Below are 20,985 nucleotides of genomic sequence, written 5' to 3'. Positions count from 1 at the left end.
TCAATAACTTACGTGGCTTCTTCGCAGCTTGGGACCATTTTCGGACCAATTTGGAGCTTTTCCAGCTCCTGCCAGTCGTTGGACGAGTTAATCCAGCGCGCATGAGTCGATAAGAGCATCTGCACGCTATGCCCGAGCTGTTGGGCGATAAATGCGGGGTTGAGACCAGACATTGAGCATATTGTCGCATAGGTGTGACGGCAGTTGTATGGGGAGCGACGCGTGATCCCCAATTCATTCAGCACTGGCACCCACTGTTTATGCAGATCGGCAGGCAATCAGCTCGACGGGGTTCTTTGCTAGCAGGCCTTCCCGGGTGGCTGCAGTCAGGATGGTGGACAGCCTGGTGATCGCGTTGCGCTTTACGCTGGATGATGTCCATTCGGTTTTGGCGAAGACGCGGCGCAGCAGATTGGTCGTAGAATATCGCCAGCCGTCAGGCACGCGCTGTACCTGTGGGAGCCGCGCTTGCCGGCGATGGGCCGCAACGCGGCCCCGGTTACAGATGTCCGCTATGGGGTCGATAGCGGACATTTGGCGATACAAGAAGCGCTACCAGTTTTTTGATACGACTGATGGGGAATAGAGTGGGAGCGGAGGAGTGTTGAACCCAGTGAAATCACCCTACAACGCCTTGCATCAACATTGCGTGATGTCGTAAATTTCCAGGTCCTGTCAGCCCTGCCTATGTCCAGGGCTGACGCTGAAGCCCAACACTGTGTTGGGTTTTTTCGTTTTTAGCGACAGGAACATTTCTCCAAGGCGTGCCAACTGTTGCGATTCATCAAGAAGAAGTTCTCCCGAGCGCTGCGAAAGTGGCTCGTCTACCTCACGGTTGCAGGCCTGGCGGGCAATTCCAGTCGGTTGTTCGATCACCTTTCGCTGTGGAAGCCATGGCGCTTGGCCAAGGGCGTGGCCGCCTACCTCATGGCGCCTTGATGCGTTGTTTCGCCGGGCGCCCAAGGGCTGATCGTTCGGTCAGTCTGTTCGCAGCAAGGGGAACAGTTCTTCTGGATTGCGCGAGCCGGCGTTCATCGTCTCGCACGCTCCAGCGGCCTGCGACCGGTTGACGAAGCCACGCTTGAGCCTTTGCTTCTGCTGGTTGTCATAGATGTCAAAACCGCCCGAGGTGGTGGCGGCGAAGAAGCGGTTGCCGATTTGAAAGGTTTCACCCTCTATCGGTACAGCTGGGACGATCACAAATCTCGGTTGCATGTTCATTGGCCTCCCCAGGCAGACGTCTAAGTATTGGCCCGCAACAGGAAGACCACAATATGACTCATCGAGACGATTCAGTGGCGTGTTGTGTCACGGCTGTGTTGCATGAGCGGCCTGTCATATGAGCGCAGCCGGCGCGGATGTTGGAATGGGAATTGCTTTTCTCCTGGGACACTGAACCCGCGGAGAACGCAAAAATGACTCAGGATGACCGCTATTACATGATTTTCGTGGTGGCAGCTGTGCTGATCCTGGATTTGGGGGCCACGTTGGTGTTCCTCAAGGCTATCGCCTGAACCCGATAGTGGGCTTGGGGGTACGCGAAACTGGGGCCATTCACCGTTAATGGCCCTGGGCATCCCGGCGGAGATATAGCAAACAAACCTATTGCCCGGCTGACTTGGGCAGTAACATGGGCGGACGAAAACAAAAAAAGGGCAAGCTGCTTGGCAACACTTTCCTACGTTCGCGATGGGGCAGCAGGAGTGTGTCGGGTGAAGAGTTCAAGATCGCTGGCAGGCGCCGTTCTGGTGTCCGGGTTTGCGTCATTGCTGTTGGCAGGTTGTGCACAAAATCGTGATGTGCGTGACGGCCATGACTATACTTCGGGCACTACCGCGCAAAGCCCACCTGCCTATCTGGGGTGCGTCAAAGGCGAACTTCAAGGCAATGTGAAAACCTATGAAGTTCAGGGTGAAAACTCGGTCAAGCTGTTCATCGAAAGTACAGACCCCAGCCAGGCAGAGGGGCTTGTCGAGCTGCGAGGTGCGGGAAGCCAGCACCAGTTCACGGCCTATCAGCGCGATGCCTGGTACGACCATGGCAGATTGCTGGATGCGGCGCTGATGTGTTCGAAAGCATGATCAACTGACCCTCCGAGGAAAAAGCCCGCCTTTTGAGAGCGGGCTTTTTTGCGTGCCTGCCGGGGTGCCGTTGGGGGCGATGGTGTGGGTGCAGGGCTTCTTTTGCATTTACCGGCCATGCCCGCAATAATCCACGCATTTGGACGGAGCACTCCGGGTGGAAGCAAGAAGCGTTGTTGCCGAAATGTTCATTGGGATCCCGACGCATTTCTGGGTATTGCCGGTTGCTGGCCTGGTCGCCTTTTACGGGCTGAAGTGGGCTGGCACGTCCAGTGATCGCGCTACCTTGCTGCGCGCTGGGACTTACATGTTGCTGGTAGCACTGGCGGTGTTGCCAAATGGGTTCTATGCAATGTTCCCCCCAGCGCCTGATCCTGACGTGCTGTTGAATCATGCGCCGCTACCCAATTATGCCGGCCGTTTCTATCTGGATGCGTTCTACGTATTTAGCGGTTGGGCGCTGAGCAAGGTGGTAAAGCTCAAGTACAGCTAAAAAGTCGGAGGCGGGTCGCCGCCAGAATTGCCCTGGCTCGAAATGGACTCAACTACTGTAATCAGTTGGGGCGCCTTCGATGTCGTCGATCCTTGCGGCGACAGCACGCAACTCTCCCGCAACGGCATCGATGGAAGTGATGTGCGCTGTGACCTCGGGGTCTGCTTGCGAGGTGCCTCTCGCCTGCATGAACTTGACGTGTCCGCTCATGCTTTGACTGAGTTGATCGAGGTGGTCGGCTGTTCTGACCAGGTCAGACTTGATGCTGTGAAGCGTTTCCATGGCGTGAACGGCTTTCCTTGATAGTTGCTTCCGGGCCTGTGAGGATCGCCGCAGGTCAGGGTCGTGTGCAACTACTTTGTAAAAGCCGTGACCCGGGTCAAGCAACAGCCGGCAGGTGGCGCCTTGCGCCTCGGAAGACGCAGGGCACGATGTCTGGGTTGGACAGGTTCATTTGTTATCGGTTACATGAAGAACGGAGCCCTGCTGATCCGTCCCTAATAACCCGCTGGATGGCGAGCTCCCCCCTTGACGTTCGCCAAGCGCCACAGCAGGTGTACGGAAGATAGCACGGTCATTTTCCCCCGTAATAATGCTGATGAGCTTTCCATTCTGATAAAAAAACCGCGTACGCTGGGCATCCTTTTGCATGCCTGTGTCTCCTGCCGAAGTCATGGGTATCGCCACTTTCTCAGCCTTCACCCGGCGCCGCCACTGGCAGAAATATCAGGTGCTGCACTACAGGCGAGGCAAAGGCTAGCCCGGCAGTTGTTCGGGGTCGAAAAACAACGAAGCGACCAGCACGGCCGTGATCACGCCCAGTGCATCGGCAAGAAACAGCAGCAAGCCGCTGGTATCACCAGGCCCAAAGTGTTTACCCAGCGCAAAGTCGATGCCATAGGGGAACGCTGCGATCAACAGCAGCATCATGGCCAGCAGGCCAGAGCAGAGCTGCCTGTAGACCCTGCCGAATGCCAGGCCGTAAGCCCAGAACAGAAAAATGCAGCAGACGGCAAGTCCGGTCGAAGCCGCATATTGGGCGAGTATTTCCAACCACCACAGCATGGGATTCTCCTGGGCGAGAAGGGCGCTGATCGTTCCCCATGAACAACCCGCCCGGCACTGTCGCTGCCTGTTGCTCATCAGAAGCACCGCAGAGTGGATTCGTTCCTTGAGTTCAATCAAATATTTATCGGCAGGGTGCAGTTGACAGGGATTGTTGTGGTCTTGGTGTCGTCGACTTGTTGTCGTTCTGTCAACCGGGCGGGCGGGTCTGCAAGACTTTGGTTCATTGGTATATGGGCGCACGTCTGGCTAGAATGCAGCGTATCCATAACGGCCAATTGCAAATGCCTATGTTTCGTACCTTTCTCGCTTTTGCGTTAGTTGCCGGGCTCACCGGTTGCGCAACGCCTGGTAAACCCACCGCCAGCAAGCTGACGCACAAATCGCCGCAACAATACGCCGCCTGTGTACTGCCCAAGTGGCAGGCGCTGGCGCCCCAGGCCACGCAAAAGTCGATTGCCCACGGCTACCGGCTGACAGCGCCCAGTGCCGTGGCAAGCGATGATGTGCTGGACGTCATCGACTCCCGCGACGGCAGCCGTGCGACGTTCTACAAAGGCAGTTTCCTGTCGGGCGACAAGCTGCGCCAGGCTGCAAGGGAATGCCTGGACTGACTCAGTAACCCGAGCCGCTCGATCCGCCCATGCTGGGCAGGCGGGCCGTGTGCTGGGTATAGCTCCACTCGGCGCAGCTCATGAACGCGGTGGTGTCCACCTTGCTCAGGGAACCGAGTGCTACCGGGCCTGCATCACCCGATATCACCCCGCTTGTTCATCTGCTCACAGCGCAACTGCGCGTCCGTCTTGCTCGAGTAGCTGGGTTTGAGCCTTTCCTTGGCGTGGTTGTCGTAAATGTCGAATCCCCCGCAGACGGTAGCGGCGTAATACCGGCCCGCCACGCGAAACGACTCCTTCTCGATGGGCACAGCCGGAACGATAACGAATCTTGGTTGCATGTTTCGTGCCTCCCCAGGCAGAGACCTAAGTATTAGTCGTGCCATGGATAAGCATCAAGCAGGCTCATCAATAATTGACGGTTCAGCGCGTTCCGTGTCGACGTACGACGTTGCACACCCAACGGTGGTCGCAACGATAGGGCGCGCGGATGAAGGTGAGGTCGGCGATACGCCTTGCACCCTGGGCCCTCAGCGCCTGGGTCAGTTGAGCGAGAGTCTCTGCTTCGATGGTCATGGTTCACCTCGTCAGATTGGCTGCGTTCAAGCATCTGGACCCGTACAAACACTGCAGGGCTCAGTTCTGTTCCGGCTAATCACAAGGTCATAACGGCCGCTGTCATCAAATGCTAATCCGCTGTCGTCCGATGCGAAGCACCCCGCTTGCCAAGGGCATAAAGTCCAGTCACCCAGCACTGACGCCTGGCGTCCAGATCGATGATTGGAGAGACAAGCATGTCCAAAGTCGTACGTTTCCATCAGACCGGTGGCCCCGAGGTACTGCGCTACGAGGACGCCGAGGTCGGCGACCCGGGTCCGGGGCAAGTGCGCTTGCGCCAGGTAGCGGTGGGCCTGAACTACGCCGATACCTACTTCCGCAACGGCACCTACCCGATTCCGCTGCCCAATGGCATTGGCGTGGAAGCCTCGGGCGTGGTCGAGGCGTTGGGTGCGGGCGTGACGCAAGTCGAGGTGGGTGACCGGGTGACCTACACCGGGTTCCTGAATACCCTGGGTGCCTACTGCACCGAGCGCCTGGTGCCCGCCGCTGCGCTGATCAAACTGCCGGAAACCATCGCCTTCGAGACGGCCGCCGCCATGACCATGCGCGGCCTTACGGCAGCCTACCTGCTGCGCCGGCTGTATGACTTCAAACCCGGTGACAGCGTACTGCTGCATGCTGCCGCTGGCGGCGTAGGCCTGATCGTCGCGCAGTGGGCGCGGTTGCTGGGGCTGAACGTGATCGGCACCGTCTCTACCGAGGCCAAGGCCGAGGTGGCGCGCGCCCATGGTTGCAACCACGTCATCGACTACAGCTTCGAAGACGTGGCCAGTCGCGTGCGCGAACTGACCGATGGGGCAGGGGTCAACGTGGTGTTCGACAGTGTCGGCAGGAACACCTTCAGCGGCTCGCTGGATTCGCTCAAGCGCCGCGGCCTTATGGTCTGCGTTGGCACCGCGTCGGGCAGCATCGCGCCGTTCGACCCGCAGTTGCTGGCGATCAAGGGCTCGCTGCAGCTGACCCGGCCGGCCCTGGCCGATTTCATCGCCGACCCGGCAGAAAAGGCCGACCTGGCGGGCGAGTTGTTCGACCATGTCAGCAGCGGCCGCATTCGTATCGAAATCAACCAGCACTACGCCTTGCAGGATGCGGTTCAGGCGCACCGCGACCTTGAAGCCCGCAGGACCACCGGCTCGTCGATCTTCGTCATCTGAAGAGGGCAACTGCATGCACATCGAACAACTGACCTGCGCGATCGGGGCCGAGGTGAGGGGTGTCAACCTGGCCGACGCGATCCATGACGACGACCTGTTCGCCCAGCTACGCCAGCAGTTGCTCCAGCACCGTGTGCTGTTCCTGCGCGACCAGCACTTCAGTCGCGCCGAGCATGTGGCCTTCGCCCGTCGCTTCGGCGAACTGGAGGATCACCCGGTTGCCGGCAGCGACCCTGAACACCCGGGCCTGGTGCGGATCTACAAGCGCCCGGATCAGCCCAACGACCGCTATGAAAATGCCTGGCATACCGACGCCACCTGGCGCGATTCACCGCCCATGGGCTGCGTTCTTCGCTGTATCGAATGCCCACCGGTGGGTGGCGACACCTTGTGGGCGAACATGGTCCTGGCCTTTGCCAACCTGCCCGCCGATGTGAAAGCCAGGATCGAAGGCCTGCGGGCCCGCCACAGCATCGAAGCCAGCTTCGGCGCCGCCATGCCGATGGAAAAGCGCCTGGCGCTCAGGGCGCAGTTTCCGGATGCCGAGCACCCGGTAGTACGCACCCACCCGGATACCGGTGAGCAGGTGCTGTTCGTCAACGCCTTCACCACCCATTTCAGCAACTACCACACCCCGCAGCGGGTGCGCTTTGGCCAGGATGCCAACCCCGGCGCCAGCGACCTGCTGCGTTACCTGATCAGCCAGGCTTACCTGCCCGAGTACCAGGTGCGCTGGCGCTGGAAGCCCAACAGCGTAGCCATCTGGGACAACCGCAGTACCCAGCACTACGCGGTCATGGACTACCCGCCGTGCCACCGCAAGATGGAGCGCGCGGGCATCCAGGGCAGCCCCACGTTTTAAGCCTGCTGCCGCCATTGGCGGCAACCGCACAATAACAATAGCGAGGACTACAGCATGCAATTCTTCGACGATTCGTTGCACCCGGAAAACATGGAAAAGGTGGTAATCACCGTGGCCCCCTATGGCCCGGAGTGGATGCCCGAAGATTTCCCTGAAGACATTCCGCTGACCATGGACGAGCAGGTGCAGAAGGCCGTCGACTGCTTCGAGGCAGGCGCTACCGTGCTGCACCTGCACGTGCGTGAGCTGGATGGCAAAGGCTCCAAACGGCTGTCCAAATTCAATGAGCTGATCGCCGGGGTGCGCGAAGCGGTGCCGGACATGATCATCCAGGTCGGCGGCTCGATTTCCTTCGCGCCGGAAGGCGAAGGCGAGGCCGCCAAATGGCTGTCGGACGACACCCGGCACATGCTCGCCGAACTGACGCCGCGGCCCGATCAGGTGACCGTGGCCATCAACACCACGCAGATGAACATCATGGAGTTGCTGTACCCGCAGTACCTCGAAGGCACCTCGCTGGCCAGCCCGGCGATCCACGCCGCCTACAGCGAGATGACCGTACCGGCCGGCCCGGCCTGGGTCCGCGAGCATTTGCGCCGCCTGCAGGCCAGCAACATCCAGCCGCACTTTCAGCTGACCGGCATGCATGCCCTGGAAACGCTTGAGCGCATCGTCCGTCGCGGCGACTACATGGGCCCGCTGAACCTGACCTGGATCGGTATTGGTGGCGGCTTCGATGGCCCCAACCCGTTCAACTTCTTCAACTTCATCCACCGTGCGCCAGACGGCTGCACCCTGACTGCCGAATCGCTGCTGAAGAACGTCCTGCCGTTCAACACCATGGCCTTGGCCATGGGCTTGCACCCGCGCTGCGGCAACGAAGACACCATCATCGACCAACACGGCAAGCGCTTCACCTCGGTGCAGCAGATCCAGCAGACCGTGCGCGTGGCCCACGAACTGGGCCGTGAGATTGCCAACGGCAAAGAGGCCCGCGCCATTTACCGTATCGGGCAGCAGTACCACAGCGTCGAGCAGACCCTCGAACGCAACGGCATGGCACCCAACCGCCAGCCCGGTGAGAAAGGCGTGCCGCAGCGTACCTGACGAAGCACGCCCTGGCGCTTCGCGGGCACGCCCGCGAAGAAGCCCCAAGCGCAACATCAGTTCTGGCTGTTACCCATAACAACAAAAGCGACATTCAAGTCCCACTCCCAAGGAGGCAACATGGCCACCTACCTCGCCAGTGCCGAAGATTGCGCTACCGAAACCGCCCACAGCGTGCCCCGGCGTTATGCCTGGGTGGTTTTCGCGCTGACCTTCGGCCTGTTGATCTCCGACTACATGTCGCGTCAGGTACTCAACGCGGTGTTCCCGCTGCTCAAAGCCGAATGGGCGCTGACCGACGGCCAGCTCGGCCTGCTCAGCGGCATTGTTGCGCTGATGGTCGGCCTCTTGACCTTCCCGCTGTCGCTGCTCGCCGACCGGTTCGGCCGGGTGCGCAGCCTGGTGCTGATGGCCGTGCTGTGGAGCCTGGCGACCCTCGGGTGCGCCCTGGCAGAAAACTACCCGCAGATGTTCATCGCACGCTTCCTGGTCGGCGTCGGCGAGGCAGCCTACGGCAGTGTCGGCATTGCCGTGGTAGTAGCGGTGTTTCCTCGCGACATGCGCTCGACGTTGGCCGGTGCCTTCATGGCCGGCGGGATGTTCGGCTCGGTGCTGGGCATGGCCTTGGGCGGCGCATTGGCGCAGCATCTGGGCTGGCGTTGGGCGTTCGCCGGCATGGCCCTGTTCGGGCTGGTGCTGGCCATGCTGTATCCACTGATCGTCAAGGAAGCACGCATTGCGCCTGGCTGTGCGCAACGCCAGCAAGGCAAGCCCAGCCACCCGCTGCGAAGCTTGTACGGCAGCCGCTCGGTCATTGCCGCCTACGTCGGCAGCGGCCTGCAGCTGTTCGTCGGTGGGACACTGATCGTCTGGATGCCCAGTTACCTGAACCGCTATTACGCCATGGGCACCGACCGGGCGGGGGCTATCGCCGCAGTCATCGTGCTGTGCAGTGGCATCGGCATGATTCTCTGCGCCATGCTTTGCGACCGCCTCGGGCGCCAGCGCCCGGACCGCAAGATCAGCCTGGCGATTGCCTACTGCCTGGGCAGCTGCGTGCTGCTGAGCATCGCCTTCGCGCTGCCAGTCGGCACTGCGCAACTGCTGTTGATCTGCCTGGGCATGATGATCGCCGCCGGCACCAACGGCCCTTCCAGCGCCATGGTCGCCAACCTGACCCATGCCGCAGTGCATGGCACGGCATTCGCCACCCTGACCCTGGCCAACAACCTGCTGGGCCTGGCCACCGGGCCATTGATCACTGGCCGGCTGTCGGACCTTATCGGCCTGCAGGCTGCGCTCCAGCTGGTGCCGCTGGCAAGCATCGCTGCGGCGGCGGTGTTCTTTGCCGCCAAACGTCACTACCACCGCGACATGGAACGTCTGCAACTCAGGAGTTGAACACGTGAAACAGCTGTTGTCTGTCGAGGTATTTTTCGATTTCGTCTGCCCCTGGTGCCTGATTGGCCAACGACACCTGCAAGCGGCCTTGCTGCTGCTGCAGCGCAGCTACCCCGGGCAACAGGTGCAGTTGCACTGGCGGGGCGTGCAGTTGCTGCCGGGGCTGCCCGCCAAAGGGCTGCCTTTCACTACCTTCTACCGGCAGCGCCTGGGCAGCGAGCAAGCGGTACGCGAGCGCCAGGCCCAGGTGCGTGAAGCGGCCCGAGTGGTCGGTGAGGATATCGATTTTTCGCGTATCAAGCGCATGCCCAACACCGGCAATGCCCACCGCCTTGTGCAACGGGCCGCCAGCGTGCTCAGCCCAAGGCAGCTGGAAGACTTGCTGGCACGCCTGTTCATTGCCTACTTCCACCAGGGTCGCGACCTGGGCGACAGCGCCACCTTGCTGGCTATCGTCCAAGGCTGCGGGCTGGATGCCGCGCAGATCATCGACTGTGTGCGTGACGATGGCAGCCCGTTTCTCGCCGGGGCAGGGCGTGCCGGCAGCGCGGTGCCATGCTACCGCTTCAACCAGGGGCCATTGATTGCCGGGCTGCAGCCGGCCGAGGCGCTGTTTGCAGGCATGTCCGCAGCGTTGCATGAGGCGCAGCAGGCATGAGCCGACGCATCCGACTGCTCCCCACGCAGGTACCGGCGCGCGGTGCGCGCGTGTTACTCGCCTGCGAGGGCCGCAGCATCGCCTTGTTCAATGTGGCCGACTCACTCTACGCCATCGCCGACAGTTGTCCGCACCAGGGCGCGTCCTTGTGCGGCGGGCGCCTGGAAGGCCGGGTGATCCAGTGTTGCGCGCATGGGCTGCGGTTTGACCTGGCCAGTGGGTACCTGGTCAATTCCACGGCGCTCAGGGTTGTCAGTTACCCCGTGGAGCGCGAGGGTGACGAGGTGTTCATCTGCGTCGACAGCGAATAGTCCGCAAAGCCGATGGCGCCAGATTCCCCTGGCGCCAGCAAGCCCGCTTCAAACGCCCGGTGGCCCTGACGCAAGTGGGTCACTGTGCTGCATGCGCCAACTGGCTGGCGGCATGCCGAACTGGGCGATGAACCAGCGGGTGAACGAACTGGGCATCGAATAGCCGAGCATGTCGGCGATGCGCCCCAGCGAATAGTTGGGGTTTTCCAGGTAGCGCATCACCAGGTCGCGGCGCACGCTGTTGATCAGGTCCTTGAAGGTCAACCCGCTTTCTTCAAGCCGCCGCTGCAGGGTGCGCACGTTCATGCCCTGGGTCTGCGCCACTTGCTCGAGCGTGGCCCGCCCCATGGGCAGCAACAGGTAGATGGTCTTGCGCAGTTCCAGCTCCAGCGACGCTGGGCTGCCGGCCGGCAGGGTGTCCAGGTAGCGCCGTGCCAGGCGCGCCATGGCTTCGTTGGCCTGCGGGCTGGTGCTGTCAAGGTCGGCGGCGGGGCAGACGATACCGTTGAATTCGCTGCCAAACACCAGTGTGCAGCCAAAGATGCGTCGGTGAATGGCCAGGTCGGCAGGGGCGGCATGGGTGAAATTGGCGCTGATCGGGTGCCACTGGCCGCCCAGCAGGGCCGCGCACAGACGCATCATCACGCCAATCGCCAGCTCGGTTGCCTGGCGGCTACAAGGCGCTCGCTCGTTGATCACCTCTTCGCGGATGACCACGGTCTTGCCGGCTTCCTCGATGTGAATGGCCAGGGCGTCATTGAGCAGGTGGCGGTACTGCACGATGACCTGCAGGGCGTCGCGCAGATTACGTTGGTGACTGAGCAGCAGGCTGATTTCACCGAAGTCCGACAGCTGGCGCAACTCGGCCATGCGCAAGCCGAAACTTTCACACTGGCTGGCTTTGGCAGAGGCCTCCAGCAAGCTGATGACGCTAGCGACCGGAATGCGCCGGTCGGGGTCGTCAAGCAACGCTGCACCAAGGCCAACCTGTGCCAGCAGCGCATTCGGGTTGAGCCCCAGGTGGCGGGATACCTCCAGGTAGTTGGTCAAGCTGGCAGCACGGACTAAAGCGGGCATTTTTATTGTTTTCCATGCGGTTTTTTTTGTAGTTGGCTGGGCCGACATGCAGTTCGCTTTTTATAGCGTGCGTGTCATGAATTGAAAAGCAAAGTGCTGTCGGGGCCTTGTCATCAAATGAAAAGTGCCTGACGCCCAATGTGAAGCACTCGGGGGAGGGGCTGTTTACTGTGAACCTCAAGCGACATACCCGCACACGAGGTTCACCGTGGAAAAACTGCAAACCACTGCCACCGTGCTGATCGTTCCAGGCTTGCGTGACCATGTCGCCGAGCATTGGCAAACCCTGCTCGCCAGCCGCCTGGCCAAGGTGCGTAGCGTGCCGCCGCTGCAGGTTGACGGGCTTTGCTGCAACGCCCGGGTCGAAGCGATCCAGCGCGAGCTGGAACAGATTGATGGCCCGGTGCTGCTGGTGGCCCACAGTGCCGGCGTGTTGATGGTCGCGCATTGGGCGGCGCGCTACCGACGCCCCATCAAGGGCGCCTTGCTGGCAGCGCCACCAGACCTCGACGCTGATTGGCCAGCGCATTACCCCAGCCCGTCCAGCCTGGCAGAAAAGGGCTGGTCACCGTTGCCGCCAATGCCGCTGCCGTTCCCCAGCATCGTTGCGGCCAGCAGCAATGACCCCCTGGCCTCCTACGCCGCCGCCGGCGTACTGGCCGGTCGGTGGGGTAGTGAGCTGGTCAACCTGGGCGCCGTGGGCCACCTCAACCCGGCCTCCGGTTTCGGCCCTTGGCCGTTGGCCGAAGCGCTGATCCGCCGAATGGACAGTGCCCACCTGTAATAGTGCATGGACGCCCCAACCACGCCCGCGCAAGACGGGCTGGTTAAAAAACAATAACAATACGTGGAGCCATCGTAATGCCTGAACACCGCATTCACCGCGCCGTGAAGCCACAGCGCTGCCTGTTCGCCTGCGCCATCGGCTTGCTTGCGCTACCCGCCGCGCAGGCTTTCGAAGTCGATACTGGCAATGAAAGCTGGGCAGTGCGCTTCGACAATACCGTCAAATACAACTACGGCGTGCGTACCGAAAGTGCCGATAAGCGCATGCTGGGCACGCCCAACAGCAACGACGGCGACTACAACTTTCGCAAGGCCGGCAGCACTATCAGCAACCGGGTCGATCTGCTGACCGAACTGGACGTGGTGTACCACGGCAATACCGGGCTGCGCGTCAGCACCGCCAGCTGGTACGACAAGGCCTATGACAACGCCGGTTCCAACAGCAACCCGTTCGTCAATGGCAACGGCGACCAGTCGGGCATCAACCCCAGTCTCAACGGCCTGCCGGGTACCGGCGTGCCACTTGGCAGCCCGCACCTGAGCAATTATGCCCAACGCTACTACAGTGGCCCGTCCGGCGAAGTGCTGGATGCCTTCGTATTCATCAGCCGTGACGTGGGTGAGGCTTCGCAGGTCAGCGCCAAACTCGGCCAGCACAATCTGTTCTGGGGGGAAACGCTGCTCAACCCGGTGCACTCGCTGAGCTATGGTCAGTCCGGTCTGGACCTGGCCAAGCTGGCCGCCTCGCCGGGCACCGAGGCCAAGGAACTGTTCGTACCGCGTAACCAGCTGTCGACCTCCTTTCTGGTCAACGCTGAACTGAGCGTGGCTGCGCAGTACTTCTTCGACTGGGACGCCGCTCGCCTGCCTGAGGCTGGTACCTACTATGGTGGCGCGGATGTGGTAGGCGAGGGTGCGCAGAGCTTCCTGCTGGGGCACACCGGGACACCGGGGCTTATTCCGGTGCGCGGGGCGTTGACCACCCTTCGCCGTGGCCACGACCTGACGCCGGGCAAGCGCGGCGATTGGGGCGTCATGGCCAAATGGGCACCGGACTGGCTGGGTGGCACCCTTGGTTTCTACTACCGCAAGACCTCGGAAATCCTGCCCCAGGCCTGGCTCGACGCGCGCGGCATGAGCGTTGCCAACGGCCCGTTCGGCAACCCGCCGGGCAGCCGCCAAGGCGCGGTAGGCAACCTGTACAACTCGCTGCAGAGCGCGACCTACCAGTTCGCCTATGCCGACAACATCGATATCTATGGCCTGAGCCTTTCCAGGGATGTCGGCGGTATCAGCGTCGGCAGTGACCTGAACATCCGCCACAACATGCCGTTGGCGAGTATCCCGGCAATCGTCAGCGCGCCTGGCCAGGGCGGCCTGGGCGGCGGTTTCGGCCTGCTGCCCGCGCGCTTGCCCAGCAGCGGTGTGGTCTACGACGTGCCCAGGGATGGCGACAGCCTGAGTGCTACCGGCGACACGCTGCACTTCACCGTCAACGGCCTGATGACCATTGGCGACACACCGCTGTTCGACGCGGCAACCCTGCTGGGCGAGCTGTTCTACAGCAACCTGCTCAAGCTCGATAGCCACAATCAGGCTTTGTACAAGGGCAAGAGCAGCTATCGCGGCCTGGACAAGGCTACACGGGACAACTGGGGTATCGCCGTCAACTTCACCCCCACCTGGTATCAGGTGCTGCCGGGCATGGACCTGAGCCTGCCGCTGTCGATCAACGTGGGCATCGACGGTGTGTCGCCGGTGCAAGGCGGTGGCGCCGAGAACACTGGCAACTATGCGCTGGGCCTGAGCGCGGCCATCTACAACCAGTACTTCGTCGACCTCAAGTACGTCGACAGCTTCGGTCAGGCCAAGGCTTGCAAGGACGGCCAGACCGACGGCAGCACCCCCAACGCCCTGGATGGCGAACAGGATTACACCTGCTACGGCGGCGGCTACGCCTCCTTCTCCGGCGGTGGTGCCACCACCGAGGACCGCGGCGCCCTGTACCTGACCGTCAAGACGACCTTCTGAGTCATGTTTCCTAACGCCCATACAGGAAGACAACCATCATGAACTTCGTACCAACCCTGCTGGCCTCGTGCCTGTCACTGGCCGCCCTGAGCACTGCCCAGGCCGCTGTGTCCCCCGACCAGGCCGCACGCCTGGGCACCAGCCTGACCGCCATCGGCGCGGAAAAAGCCGGTAACGCCGATGGCTCGATCCCGGCCTACCAGGGCGGCCTGCTGACCCCGCCCGCCGGCTACCAGAGCGGCGCCAGCATGCGTCCCGACCCGTTTGCCAGCGACAAGCCGCTGCTGGTCATCGATGGCAACAACGCCGCGCAGTACAAGGACCAGCTCACCGCCACCACCCTGGAGCTGCTCAAGCGCTACCCCAGCTACCGTGTGGATGTGTTCCCGACCCACCGTAGCGTGGCGTTGCCCCAGGCGGTGCTCGACAACACCCGTAAAAACGCCACCGGTGCCCACAGCCAGGAAGGCGGTAGTGCAGTCGACAATGTGCTACCCGGCATCCCGTTCCCTATCCCGCAGAACGGTGCCGAAGCGATGTGGAACTTCCTGCTGCGCTACCAAGGCGTAAGCATGACTGCCAAATACGACTCATGGAACGTCGATGCTGCCGGCAAACCCACGTTGTCGACCACCGGCCAGGCCAACATCAGTTACCCGATATACGAAGACATGAACAAGCCGATTGGCGCCAAGGACACCTACTACCAGATGAAACTGGTGTACACCGGGCCCGCGCGCCGTGCCGGCGAAGCCATGATGTTGCGTGATGCCGCCAACCCGCTGGTGCAGCCGCGCAGTGCCTGGCAGTACCTGCCGGGCCAGCGCCGGGTCAAGCTGGCACCCAACCTGGCATACGACACGCCTAACCCGGGCACTTCGGGCTCGGGTACCTACGATGACGTGTTCGTCTTCAACGGGGCGCTGGACCGCTACGACTGGACCCTGGTCGGCAAGCAGGAAATGTATGTGCCGTACAACACCTACCAGCTCACCTACAACACCGACGTCAGGCAACTGACCACGCCCAACCATCTGGCGCCGCAGTTCGTACGCTGGGAGAAGCACCGCGTGTGGGTTGTGGAGGGCAAGCTGAAGGACGGCGCACGGCACATCTACCACAAGCGCCGCTTCTACCTCGACGAAGACAGCTGGATCGCTTTGGCTTCGGACCAGTACGACGCCCGTGGCCAGTTGTACCGCGGGTCGTTCGCCTTCCTCACGCAGAGCTACGACAAGCAGACCCCGGATGCCACCCCGTTCATGATCCATGACCTGATCGGTGGCACCTATAACCTCAATGGCGTGGTCGGCGCCTATGGCGGCATCCGCTACATCGACCCGCTGTCGAAGACCCAATGGTCGCCCGAGTCGCTGGCCGGCAATGGCATTCGCTGAACCATGGAGCAGAGGTGGCCAATGTCTGTCTTCAAACGCTGCAGCGCACTGATGCTGGCCATGGCTGCGCTGCACGGCGCAGCCATGGCGGCGCCCTTTGCCGACGTGCTGGATGTGCCCGCCATGCCCAGCGCGCTGGTCGCCAGCAGCGCCTTGCGCGATGTGACCCTGGCCGGGCAGCGCCTGGTCGCGGTGGGCCCGCGCGGGCACATCCTGTACTCCGATGACCACGGCGCTCACTGGCAACAGGCCGAGGTGCCGGTCAGCGCTGACCTCAACGCCGTGAGTTTCGCCACGCCCGAACTGGGGTGGGCGGTCGGCCACGAGGGTGTGGTGCTGCACAGCCGCGATGGTGGTGGGCACTGGCAGCGGCAGCTGGACGGCCGCGCGCTGGCCGAACAGCTGCCGGCTGCGAGTGCCGACAATGCCTTGCTCGACGTGTGGTTCAGCGATGCCCGCAATGGTTACGCGGTGGGCGTGTTCAACCTGCTATTGCGCACCACTGACGGTGGCGCGCACTGGCAGCCGTGGCTGGACCACAGCGACAACCCGCAAGGTCTGCACCTGACCAGCCTGGCGGCGGTGGGTGACGACCTGTACATCACTGGCGAACAGGGCTTGCTGCTGAAATGGGACGGCAAGCGCTTCAGCCGCATTGCCACACCCTACGCCGGCACGCTGTTCGGCGCTGTCGGCAAGCGCGGCGTATTGCTGGTCTACGGCCTGCGTGGTCACGCCTATCGCAGCACGGATGGCGGCCGGCAATGGCAGCCGGTCTCCACCGGCGTGAACAGCAGCCTTACCGCTGCCGGCATCGACCGTGACGGGCAGCTGTGGCTGGCCAGCCAGGCCGGCGAGCTATTGCTTAGCCAGGATGACGGCGCCAGTTTCAGCCCGGTGCCGCAAAGCGCCCGCAGCCCGGTGACCGCGCTCACCACCGATGCAGGCAACGGCCTGGTGCTGGTGGGCGAGCGGGGCGTACGCAACCAGGCCGGTAATCCCCCGTCGCACCCATAACAAGAGAAGACCCTGATGGCCGCTACCCGCCAAGATACCCTGCCGGTAATTCGCAACCTCGCTGACTTCGACCCGCGTTCGGGCAACGGCCTGGAGCGCCTGGTGTTCAATCACCGCCTGGCGTTCCTGCTGTGCATGCTGCTGGCTACCCTGGTGCTGGGCTTCATGGCCCTGACCCGTCTGGAGCTGCGGCCCGGTTTCGACAAGATGCTGCCGCAGAGCCACCCGTATATCCACAACTACCTGGAAAACCGCGCCTCGTTGCGCGGCCTGGGCAACGCGGTGCGGGTGGTGGTGGAGAACACCCAAGGCGATATTTTCGATCCGGGCTACCTGCAGACCCTGCGCCACATCAACGACGAGCTGTTTCTCAGCCAGGGCGTGGACCGCGCCTGGGTCAAGTCGCTGTGGAGCCCCGCCGTGCGCTGGACCGAAGTCACCGAAGAAGGCTTCCAGGGTGGCCCGGTCATGCCCGACAGTTACCAGGGTGCGAGGGCAGACATCGAGCAACTGCGCCAGAACATCGAACGCGCCAACATTGTCGGCAGCCTGGTCGCGCGTGACTTCAGGTCGAGCATGCTGATCGTGCCGCTGCTCGACCAGGACTCGGCCACTGGCAAGGGGCTGGACTACCACGCCTTCGCGCAGAAGCTCGAGCAGTTGCGCGCCCGTTACGAGGCCAGCGGCCAGTATCGTATCCATGTCATCGGCTTTGCCAAGCTGATGGGCGACCTGATCGACGGCTTGATCGAGGTGATGGCGTTCTTCGCCCTGGCGGTGCTCACCAGCCTGCTGATCATCTACTGCTATACCCGCTGCCTGCGCAGCACCTTGCTGGTGGTGCTGTGCTCGCTGACTGCGGTGGTGTGGCAGCTGGGCATCGTCGCCTGGCTGGGCTATGCCATCGACCCGTATTCGATCCTGGTGCCGTTCCTGATCTTTGCCATCGGTGTGTCCCATGCGGCGCAGAAGATGAATGGCATTCTTCAGGACATCGGCCGCGGCACCCACCGCCAGGTCGCAGCGCGCTACACCTTTCGCCGCCTGTTCCTGGCCGGGGTAACCGCGCTGCTGGCCGATGCCGTGGGCTTTGCCGTGCTGATGCTGATCGACATCCCGGTCATCCAGGACCTGGCGATTACTGCCAGCATTGGTGTGGCGGTGCTGATCTTCACGTCGTTGTTGCTGATGCCGGTGGCACTGTCCTATGTCGGTGTGGGCAGCACGGCTGCCGAGCGAGCTTTGGCTATCGATGCGCGCTGGGCCCTGCGCGGGGAAGGGCGCTTGCAAAGTGGCGGCGCACCTCGGCGAGTCAATCCATGGGCGCTGCTTGAGCGCTTCACCGAGCGCAAATGGGCCAGCGCCGCTCTGCTGGTTGCCCTGGCGCTGGCGGCGCTGGGCACCTGGGGCAGCCTGCAACTGAAAATTGGCGACCTCGACAGCGGCGCCCCCGAGCTGCGGGCAAACTCACGCTACAACCTCGACAACGCCTTCATTACCGAACACTACGCGCTGTCCAGCGACACCTTCGCGGTCATGGTAAAGACCGCTGCAGAAGGCTGCCTGCAATACCGCACCCTGCTGCTCGCCGACCGCCTGGCGTGGGAGCTGCAACAGCTGCCGGGTGTACAGACCACCGTGTCGCTGGCCAATGCCGTGCGCCAGATCACCGCTGGCACCTACGAAGGCAACCCCCGCCTGAACAGCCTGCAACGCAACCAGGACGTGCTCAACTACGCGGCCCAGCAGGCCTCGGTCAACGCCCCGGAACTGTTCAACAACGACTGCTCGCTGATGCCGGTGATCGCCTACCTCAAGGATCACCGCGCCGACACCCTGGCGCAGGTGGCCGCAGCGGCCGAACGCTTTGCCGCCGCCAACAGCGGTGACGGGCAACAGTTCTTGCTGGCCGCCGGCAGTGCCGGTATCGAAGCCGCCACCAACGAGGTGGTCCGCGAGGCCAACCATCGCATGCTGTTGCTGGTGTACCTGGCGGTCACACTGTTCTGCCTGCTCACCTTCCGCAGTTGGCGCGCCACGTTGGTGGCGATATTGCCGCTCATGTTGACCTCGGTGCTGTGCGAGGCGCTGATGGTGGCCATGGGCATTGGCGTCAAGGTCGCCACCCTGCCAGTGATCGCACTGGGGGTGGGGATTGGCGTTGACTACGCGTTGTACCTGCTGAGCGTGCAACTGCACTACCAGCGCGCCGGCTTGAGCCTGGCCCAGGCCTACCAGAAGGCCTTGGCTTTCACCGGCCGGGTGGTGGGACTGGTCGGCATTACCCTGGCGGTGGGCGTGGTCGGCTGGGCCTGGTCGCCGATCAAGTTCCAGGCCGACATGGGCCTGCTGCTGACCTTCATGTTCCTGTGGAACATGCTCGGCGCGCTGGTGCTGATACCGGCGCTGTCGCACTTCCTCCTGCGCGGCCAGGGTGCCCCGGCGCCTGCCGAAGCCCAGGCCGCAACGCTTTCGCCAACCCCAAAAACCGAGTGTTCGCCTCATGTCTGATTACCTTCCGCCGCTGCGCGACATGGCTTTCCTGTTCAACGAAGTGTTCGACATCCCGGCCTGGTGGGCGCAAACGCCTGCGCTGGTCGAGCAGGTCGATGCTGACACCGCCCGGGCCGTGCTGGAACAGGCAGGCAAGCTGATTGCACAAAGGGTGGCGCCGCTCAACCGCAGCGGCGATGAGCAAGGCTGCCGCTGGGAAGCCGGCCAGGTTCATACCCCCGACGGCTTCGTCGACGCCTACCGGGCATTTGCCGATGACGGCTGGGTGGGCGTAGCCGGGGCTGCGGAGTACGGCGGCATGGGGATGCCGAAGGTTATCGCTGCGCAGCTCGAAGAAATGCTCAACGCGGCCAACTTGTCGTTCGGCCTCTATCCGATGCTCACTGCCGGCGCTTGTCTGGCGCTGCTCAATCACGCCAGCGAGCCCTTGAAGGCCCTGTATCTGCCACCCATGTACCAAGGCCGCTGGGCTGGCTCGATGTGCCTCACCGAGCCCCATGCCGGCACCGACCTTGGTCTGCTCGGCACCCGCGCCGAGCCAGGCACCGATGGCAGCTACTGCATCAGCGGTACCAAGATGTTCATCACCGGCGGCGAGCAGGACCTGACCGAGAACATCATTCACCTGGTGCTGGCGCGGCTGCCGGATGCGCCGGCAGGGCCGAAGGGCATCTCGCTGTTCCTGGTGCCCAAGGTGCTGGTCGACACAGAGGGCGCTCTGGGTGAGGCCAATGCAGTGAGCTGCGGTTCGATCGAGCACAAGATGGGCATCAAGGCCTCGGCCACCTGCGTGATGAACTTCGACGGCGCCGTCGGTTACCTGGTGGGCGAGCCGAACAAGGGCCTCAATGCCATGTTCACCATGATGAACTACGAGCGCCTGGGCGTGGGTATTCAGGGCCTGGCGTTGGGCGAGCGATCTTACCAGGGCGCCCTTGCCTATGCCCGCGACCGCCTGCAGGGCCGGGCTGCGACGGGGGCCGAGGCGCCGGCGCAAAGCGCCGACCCGATCATCGTCCACGCGGATGTGCGGCGCATGTTGCTGACCATGAAAGCACTGAACGAAGGCGGGCGGGCGTTTTCCACCTACGTCGCGTTGCAGCTTGACCTGGCCAGGTACAGTGAAGACCCAGGCACTCGCGCTCGGGCCGAGGCCAAGGTCGCGTTGCTCACGCCGGTGGCCAAGGCCTTCATGACCGACATGGGGCTGGAAACCACCGTGCACGGCCAGCAGGTACTCGGTGGCCACGGCTATATCCGCGAATGGGGTCAGGAGCAATTGATTCGCGACTGCCGTATCACCCAGATCTACGAAGGCACCAATGGCATCCAGGCGCTCGACCTGGTGGGGCGCAAACTGTTCGGTGAGGGTGGCAAGGCGTATCGCAGCCTGTCTGACGAAATCGTCGCCTATGCCGAAGCGTTGCCTGCGCAATACGCCGAATTCAGCGCCCCCTTGCTCGCCGCTGTGCGCAATCTCGATGACCTTACGGCCTGGTTGCTGGACCGGGGCCAGGGCAACCCGCAGGAGCTTGGCGCAGCGGCGGTTGAATACCTGCAGGTGTTTGGCTACACCTTCTACGCGTACCTGTGGGCGCGCATGGCCGTGGTCTGCCAGGACCAGGCTGCAGCCGAGCCGTTCCACCAGAGCAAGCTGGGTACCGCTCGTTTCTACTTCGCGCGCCTGTTGCCCCGCATTCACTCGCTCAGTGCCAGTGTCAGGGCCGGCAGCGATAGCCTGTACCTGCTCGAGGGCTGGCAACTGTGAAGCCCTCAAGCACGATTACCACGCGCAT

22 protein-coding genes and 1 pseudogene are annotated in these 20,985 nt (G+C 62.7%); 16 read left to right on the top strand and 7 right to left on the bottom strand.

From position 1 onward, the window contains the following. Positions 1-8: 8 nt before the first annotated feature. A pseudogene (locus AC5O5R_RS14740) lies at positions 9-272 on the bottom strand (site-specific integrase); the annotation flags it as partial. 502 nt (positions 273-774) lie between these two features. On the opposite strand from AC5O5R_RS14740, the gene AC5O5R_RS14735 reads away from it, so the two are divergent. Then, positions 775-939, top strand: coding sequence for a hypothetical protein (locus AC5O5R_RS14735; protein WP_172220358.1), 165 nt, complete (start codon positions 775-777; stop codon positions 937-939). Positions 940-978: 39 nt separating this feature from the next. On the opposite strand, the gene AC5O5R_RS14730 is transcribed toward AC5O5R_RS14735, so the two are convergent. Next, complete coding sequence (locus AC5O5R_RS14730) at positions 979-1,215, bottom strand: hypothetical protein (RefSeq protein WP_494515468.1); 237 nt, start codon at positions 1,213-1,215, stop codon at positions 979-981. A gap of 497 nt (positions 1,216-1,712) precedes the next feature. Between AC5O5R_RS14730 and AC5O5R_RS14725 the strand changes: the two genes are divergently transcribed. Both AC5O5R_RS14725 and AC5O5R_RS14720 read left to right on the top strand, forming a co-directional pair. Then, positions 1,713-2,081, top strand: coding sequence for a hypothetical protein (locus AC5O5R_RS14725; protein WP_494511058.1), 369 nt, complete (start codon positions 1,713-1,715; stop codon positions 2,079-2,081). Positions 2,082-2,265: 184 nt separating this feature from the next. Further along, positions 2,266-2,574, top strand: coding sequence for a hypothetical protein (locus AC5O5R_RS14720; protein WP_172220385.1), 309 nt, complete (start codon positions 2,266-2,268; stop codon positions 2,572-2,574). 48 nt (positions 2,575-2,622) lie between these two features. Here the strand turns inward: AC5O5R_RS14720 and AC5O5R_RS14715 are convergent, their stop codons facing one another. From AC5O5R_RS14715 to AC5O5R_RS14705, 3 genes are all read right to left on the bottom strand, one after another. Beyond that, on the bottom strand, positions 2,623-2,856 hold the full coding sequence (locus AC5O5R_RS14715) for a hypothetical protein (protein ID WP_172220361.1): 234 nt from the start codon (positions 2,854-2,856) through the stop codon (positions 2,623-2,625). A 168-nt stretch (positions 2,857-3,024) separates the two neighbouring features. After that, the gene (locus AC5O5R_RS14710; protein WP_494514475.1) at positions 3,025-3,225 is read right to left on the bottom strand and encodes a hypothetical protein; all 201 of its coding nucleotides are present in this window, start codon (positions 3,223-3,225) and stop codon (positions 3,025-3,027) included. Between the two features lie 105 nt (positions 3,226-3,330). After that, positions 3,331-3,639: a hypothetical protein gene (locus tag AC5O5R_RS14705; RefSeq protein ID WP_172220388.1), complete on the bottom strand. Its 309-nt coding sequence runs from the start codon at positions 3,637-3,639 to the stop codon at positions 3,331-3,333. Positions 3,640-3,893: 254 nt separating this feature from the next. Here AC5O5R_RS14705 and AC5O5R_RS14700 point away from each other — a divergent pair, with 254 nt between their 5' ends. Continuing rightward, the gene (locus AC5O5R_RS14700) at positions 3,894-4,253 is read left to right on the top strand and encodes a hypothetical protein (RefSeq protein WP_172220367.1); all 360 of its coding nucleotides are present in this window, start codon (positions 3,894-3,896) and stop codon (positions 4,251-4,253) included. 134 nt (positions 4,254-4,387) lie between these two features. Here the strand turns inward: AC5O5R_RS14700 and AC5O5R_RS14695 are convergent, their stop codons facing one another. Then, positions 4,388-4,594, bottom strand: coding sequence for a hypothetical protein (locus AC5O5R_RS14695; RefSeq protein WP_172220370.1), 207 nt, complete (start codon positions 4,592-4,594; stop codon positions 4,388-4,390). Between the two features lie 453 nt (positions 4,595-5,047). Between AC5O5R_RS14695 and AC5O5R_RS14690 the strand changes: the two genes are divergently transcribed. From AC5O5R_RS14690 to AC5O5R_RS14665, 6 genes are all read left to right on the top strand, one after another. Continuing rightward, positions 5,048-6,028, top strand: a complete 981-nt coding sequence (locus AC5O5R_RS14690) for a quinone oxidoreductase family protein (protein ID WP_172220373.1) — start codon at positions 5,048-5,050, stop codon at positions 6,026-6,028. Positions 6,029-6,041: 13 nt separating this feature from the next. Then, on the top strand, positions 6,042-6,890 hold the full coding sequence (locus tag AC5O5R_RS14685; protein WP_494514474.1) for a TauD/TfdA dioxygenase family protein: 849 nt from the start codon (positions 6,042-6,044) through the stop codon (positions 6,888-6,890). A gap of 54 nt (positions 6,891-6,944) precedes the next feature. Continuing rightward, a complete protein-coding gene (locus AC5O5R_RS14680; protein WP_172228098.1) occupies positions 6,945-7,997 on the top strand; it encodes a beta-keto acid cleavage family enzyme in 1,053 nt (350 codons plus the stop codon). 120 nt (positions 7,998-8,117) lie between these two features. Then, on the top strand, positions 8,118-9,398 hold the full coding sequence (locus AC5O5R_RS14675) for an MFS transporter (protein ID WP_172228096.1): 1,281 nt from the start codon (positions 8,118-8,120) through the stop codon (positions 9,396-9,398). Positions 9,399-9,402: 4 nt separating this feature from the next. After that, positions 9,403-10,056, top strand: a complete 654-nt coding sequence (locus AC5O5R_RS14670; protein ID WP_494514473.1) for a DsbA family oxidoreductase — start codon at positions 9,403-9,405, stop codon at positions 10,054-10,056. Beyond that, complete coding sequence (locus AC5O5R_RS14665) at positions 10,053-10,367, top strand: Rieske (2Fe-2S) protein (protein ID WP_172228092.1); 315 nt, start codon at positions 10,053-10,055, stop codon at positions 10,365-10,367. The genes AC5O5R_RS14670 and AC5O5R_RS14665 overlap by 4 nt, the downstream gene beginning before the upstream one ends. Positions 10,368-10,415: 48 nt before the next feature. Here AC5O5R_RS14665 and AC5O5R_RS14660 read toward each other — a convergent pair whose 3' ends face one another. Continuing rightward, on the bottom strand, positions 10,416-11,444 hold the full coding sequence (locus AC5O5R_RS14660) for an AraC family transcriptional regulator (protein WP_172228090.1): 1,029 nt from the start codon (positions 11,442-11,444) through the stop codon (positions 10,416-10,418). 208 nt (positions 11,445-11,652) lie between these two features. On the opposite strand from AC5O5R_RS14660, the gene AC5O5R_RS14655 reads away from it, so the two are divergent. The 6 genes from AC5O5R_RS14655 (at position 11,653) to AC5O5R_RS14630 (ending at position 20,957) form a co-directional block, all read left to right on the top strand. Continuing rightward, entirely contained in the window at positions 11,653-12,228 is a 576-nt protein-coding gene (locus AC5O5R_RS14655; RefSeq protein WP_172228088.1) for an RBBP9/YdeN family alpha/beta hydrolase, read from the top strand. 77 nt (positions 12,229-12,305) lie between these two features. After that, positions 12,306-14,261 carry a DUF1302 domain-containing protein gene (locus AC5O5R_RS14650; RefSeq protein ID WP_172228086.1) on the top strand — a complete coding sequence of 652 codons (1,956 nt, stop codon included), beginning with the start codon at positions 12,306-12,308 and terminating at the stop codon, positions 14,259-14,261. Between the two features lie 38 nt (positions 14,262-14,299). After that, entirely contained in the window at positions 14,300-15,658 is a 1,359-nt protein-coding gene (locus AC5O5R_RS14645) for a DUF1329 domain-containing protein (RefSeq protein ID WP_172228084.1), read from the top strand. Positions 15,659-15,679: 21 nt separating this feature from the next. After that, positions 15,680-16,675: a WD40/YVTN/BNR-like repeat-containing protein gene (locus AC5O5R_RS14640; RefSeq protein ID WP_172228082.1), complete on the top strand. Its 996-nt coding sequence runs from the start codon at positions 15,680-15,682 to the stop codon at positions 16,673-16,675. A 15-nt stretch (positions 16,676-16,690) separates the two neighbouring features. After that, positions 16,691-19,186 (top strand): efflux RND transporter permease subunit, encoded by a 2,496-nt coding sequence (locus tag AC5O5R_RS14635; RefSeq protein WP_494514472.1) that lies wholly within the window; start codon positions 16,691-16,693, stop codon positions 19,184-19,186. Continuing rightward, positions 19,179-20,957 (top strand): acyl-CoA dehydrogenase C-terminal domain-containing protein, encoded by a 1,779-nt coding sequence (locus tag AC5O5R_RS14630; protein ID WP_494514471.1) that lies wholly within the window; start codon positions 19,179-19,181, stop codon positions 20,955-20,957. The genes AC5O5R_RS14635 and AC5O5R_RS14630 overlap by 8 nt, the downstream gene beginning before the upstream one ends. Positions 20,958-20,985: the final 28 nt, after the last annotated feature.

It is taken from the genome of Pseudomonas sp. 8_5_2, assembly GCF_059295255.1.
Note: the sequence above shows the minus strand (reverse complement) of the source record. Positions and strands in the feature narration are given on the sequence as shown.